This window comes from Bradyrhizobium sp. 17 (assembly GCF_023073515.1).
GTDB lineage: Bacteria > Pseudomonadota > Alphaproteobacteria > Rhizobiales > Xanthobacteraceae > Bradyrhizobium > Bradyrhizobium canariense_D.
On the sequence record NZ_JADPJQ010000053.1, the window covers coordinates 1 to 3,392 of the forward strand.

Annotated in this window: 4 protein-coding genes; 2 read left to right on the top strand and 2 right to left on the bottom strand. The window is 57.7% G+C overall.

Annotation, left to right across the window (positions count from 1 at the left end):
- The first annotated feature begins 574 nt into the window (after positions 1 to 574).
- On the top strand, positions 575 to 1,408 hold the full coding sequence (locus tag IVB13_RS09330) for a Crp/Fnr family transcriptional regulator (RefSeq protein WP_247488550.1): 834 nt from the start codon (positions 575 to 577) through the stop codon (positions 1,406 to 1,408).
- A gap of 114 nt (positions 1,409 to 1,522) precedes the next feature.
- On the opposite strand, the gene IVB13_RS09335 is transcribed toward IVB13_RS09330, so the two are convergent.
- Together IVB13_RS09335 and IVB13_RS09340 are read right to left on the bottom strand one after the other, a co-directional pair.
- Complete coding sequence (locus tag IVB13_RS09335) at positions 1,523 to 1,954, bottom strand: hypothetical protein (RefSeq protein ID WP_247488540.1); 432 nt, start codon at positions 1,952 to 1,954, stop codon at positions 1,523 to 1,525.
- 244 nt (positions 1,955 to 2,198) lie between these two features.
- Positions 2,199 to 2,468, bottom strand: a complete 270-nt coding sequence (locus IVB13_RS09340; RefSeq protein ID WP_247488542.1) for a cyclase — start codon at positions 2,466 to 2,468, stop codon at positions 2,199 to 2,201.
- Positions 2,469 to 3,075: 607 nt separating this feature from the next.
- Here IVB13_RS09340 and IVB13_RS09345 point away from each other — a divergent pair.
- Positions 3,076 to 3,392: hypothetical protein (locus tag IVB13_RS09345; RefSeq protein WP_247488544.1), on the top strand; the 317-nt coding region annotated here is incomplete at its 3' end.

Genomic DNA, 3,392 nt, shown 5'->3' on the forward strand with positions numbered 1-3,392 from the left:
CACCCATGAATCATTGAACAATTGATTCGGGAATCCTATAAATCGCGGCAAAATCAACAATCTGCCAAAGCAGTGCTAGGCTGTATACTCATTAAGCAGCTGGCCGCGTTATGTCCGCACTTTCGGCAGAGCAACCTAAGCGTGCTGGCCTGTGGCCTCCTGACGGACAACGCCCGCATGTCCGTTGAGGGCAAAAGCGTCGCTCTGGCGGACGGCGGCAAACTTCCGGCTTTACCCCAATCAACCGACGGATAATTGCACCGTGTCAACGGAAGCGCCGGGCCAAAAGACGTGCACGCCCCACACCGCCGAAGACGTCAGCTAGGAAGCCAAGAGCGGGCGCTGCCGGAACCATCACCCGTTGATCATCCCGCAGGGCCCCGCTCGCCGAGTCGCACAACGGGCGTGAATAGTATGATGTATGCAAGATCCTGCTTGCGCGGCGAGACGCCGGCAGCGTCTCCGCAAATGTCCGTGCTTGATCTCGACTAATGGCTCTGTTTGGATAGTTGCCTTTCGGCAACTCATAATTCGGATAATCCTAGTGAATGAAATAGATGGACGCGGCCGTTCAGTGGGGGCTCTTTCACAAGAAAGCATCGGGACCGTCAACCGCACTGGCATCGGGAATCGGCTACTGGCAGCGCTGCCTCCAGCGGATCTCAGCTTGCTCACGCCCTACTTCCAGAAGATCTCGTTTGAGCCAGATGCGGTTCTGGTGCGCTCGGGCGATGAGATGGACCCGGTCTATTTTCCCCATAGCGGCGCAATCGCCTTCATGCTCGATATGCCGGACGGGCAAACGGTCGCAACCACCTTGATGGGACGGGAAGGCGCTTTGGCCTCTTTCTCCGTACTCGGCCCATCGCTTTCATCCGTGACCGCGATTGCACGCATCGCTGGCACAGCATCATTGATTTCCGCCGCCAAATTTCGGGATGCCTATGCACAAAGCGCGGCCATCAGGAATGTCGTTCAGCTCCACGCCCGCGCGGTGTTATTGCAACTCCAGCACGTAGCCGCTTGCAACGCGCTGCACCGGGTGGATGGCCGCATGGCGCGGTGGCTTCTGCAGCTTCACGACCGCGTTCCCGATGACCTCCTTCCGGTGACGCAGGAGGCGCTTGCGCAATTGCTTGGGGTGCGGCGGACGACAGTGACTCTGACGATGAGCAAGCTGCGCGCGGCCGGCGCCGTCCCCTCCGACCGGCGCGGGTTTATCGAGATCGACCGGGTGCGGCTCGAGCGCGTTGTATGCGACTGCTATGCGCTCATGCAGCGCAAGATCGATCGGATGTATTGCCAGGAATTGTCGGCGCCCCAGCCTACCCGTGCGCCGTTCCGGGAAAGCGCCATCGTCTCGTCCGGCGGAGCGAGAGGTGAATCCAGAGCCGTTTCGCAGAAATAGAGACCATGCGATAGCCGCCTTCGGTCAGAAGCTGCCATTAGGTAGCAGGCCGGCGCAGGTCCGCAACGGGACATGAGCCGACTTCGCTCCAAGCAGCGATACTTGTCAGGCTCCTTAGCGGCCGTAGGGGAAGCAGCGGTGGCGATCGAGTGTGAGACCGAAATGCGCTCCTAGCGCAGCGATGGCCGCATCCTGCTCAGGATAAGGATCGGCATTGCATGCGGCAACGATGATGATCCGGAACCCGCCGCGATCCTTGCCACCCGGTGGCAGCATCGCTGTAGCCAGTGGATTACCCTCCCTGTCACCCAACGTGAGGAAAAGCGGCATCTCTCGCTGTACATGGGCCTCGAGGCCGATGTCGCGCTCGATCGCGTTGGGCTGCTCCGGACGCCAGGATTGGACTGCCTTCTCTCGCTCGCGGCAGAAATATTTCTCGACTGTGTGGCGCATCAGGCGCGACTCTTGCGCGGCTTCACCCTCCGTCTCGATACGGAACCAGGTCTTACCCTTCGGCGCGTCGCAAACATACTGCATTTCGCCCATCCTGATCGCCGCAATTCTAGGGCGACGGGCCCGCAAAGCCAGAATGTCATTCTCGTCGCGTTTCGATCTTTTGCATTTTTACACAGCCAGGGTCAATCGCGTCACTTTGGTCGCGTGCCGTTCTCTAGTGGTCTACCCCTGTGAACGGATCTCGTCAGACCGCCCCAGCATGTCTCAATGGGCCAACAGGCGACATGATACCACCACAGTAAAAAAATCCCGGCACTTGGCCAGGATCGATACTTCACGCCTTGTTGGTAAACCAAATCGTTGGAGCTTTCGCCACTCCCGCATTCTGCATGGCATTCTTCAATTCAGCACTCTCCGGGAAGGCTTGCGCAGCTTCAATCGTGGCAAACTCGTGAGTTACTGTGATGTCATTGGGATTTTCGACTGCTCGATAGACAGTCTCGGCTGTTACGCCCTTCGCCTTCTGAACCGGAGCAAAATCGTCGTAAACCTTCCGCCAGGTCTTGTAGTCGGAAACCGTGTGTCTAACAAACATAGTCGTCATCAGATGTTCCTCCCAGACTGGTCGTAGCAATCTTTCCACGAACGCTTGAAACAGCACTTCCAGTAGTACCAGTATAATACCGGCCACCGCTTGGAGCTATTTCATTTCCGGGTTGCACTGATGCCATCGGACCCTTGCCCTTTGTCCGATAAAACTGAAGCGTGCTGCCACTTCGCTGATGGGCTAACTCCGGGCGGTCTTACGGGAGCAGCATCATCGCCTCCGCACTCGACGCCAATAGGTCGTGGCCGCACACTTACTGCGACCCGCCACAGGACCAGTCAGTGACACTGACTTGCGTATTCACTTGTTCGCAGTGTGAAGTTGCTGACGCCGGGTCCGAACTTCAGGCCTAAGCAAACTGAGGCATTATGCCTCTTGGGCGAAACACCCATTTCTAGGGCGCGTCGGTTCTCGTAGAATGTGGTTGCCCTTGAAGCGGGATGTGCCGAAGTCACCGTTCAGGACGAACGAGCAGTACTAGCGCTGTCGGCAGGTACGCTACCCTAAGAGACCGCCCCCCTTTTCGGTTTCTCACCACGATTTCACATTCCACACGCGCGCAGCTTTTGCGGCGGCTTGTTGCAGTAATCCAGGGAGAAAAGCGATGAGCAAGATCGATCGAAGGTCTGCATTGACATTCGGGTTGGCAGCGGCTTCGGCGGCCATGATAAAGCCCGCCGCCGCTCAAACTACGGGCTACAAGGGCACAACTCCGTGGCCAGGTGTGGTGGTGCGTGAGTATGATAGCGAGACACCATCGCTGATCCCGGGTTTTAAGACCGTCTCAATGCGCGACATCATCATGCAGCCGGGATCGAAGACCATGGGGCCCCCGATGATGAATGCCATGATCTGCCATATCACCGAAGGAGAGCTTCGGCTTGAGCAGGACGAAAAGACCTTTACCGGCAAGAAGAATTT